At 64.1% G+C, this 295-nt stretch carries 1 protein-coding gene; it reads right to left on the bottom strand.

Going from position 1 to position 295, the window contains the following annotated elements; translation table 11 throughout:
- Positions 1–295, bottom strand: a 295-nt coding sequence (locus PZH32_RS13230; protein ID WP_275208715.1) for an ATP-binding cassette domain-containing protein, incomplete at both ends; no start/stop codon positions are given.

Raw genomic sequence — 295 nt, 5'->3', positions numbered from 1 at the left:
GCACAGGCCCACCTTGGACAGGTACTCGTTGCAGGCCAGCATGGGAAGCTTCTTGCCGGCGGCAATGTCGAGCAGCTTCTTCACCTTCATGCCGCGGAAGCGGGTCGGTTGCTGGAAGCCGTAGCCGATGCCCAGACGGGCGCGCTCGGTAATGGACAGGTTCGTGATGGCCTGGCCGTCGAACTCGATGGTGCCGCTGGTGGGCTCCTCGAGGCCCATGATGAGCTTGGCCAAGGTGGATTTGCCACCGCCGTTGGGACCCGTGATGACCGTGAAGCGGTCGTCGGGGATGGTC

This window comes from Adlercreutzia equolifaciens, assembly GCF_029076695.1.
In the GTDB taxonomy this organism is placed as follows: domain Bacteria; phylum Actinomycetota; class Coriobacteriia; order Coriobacteriales; family Eggerthellaceae; genus Adlercreutzia; species Adlercreutzia equolifaciens_A.
The sequence above is the reverse complement of the archived record's forward strand: the minus strand, read 5'-3'. Positions and strand labels throughout refer to the sequence as shown.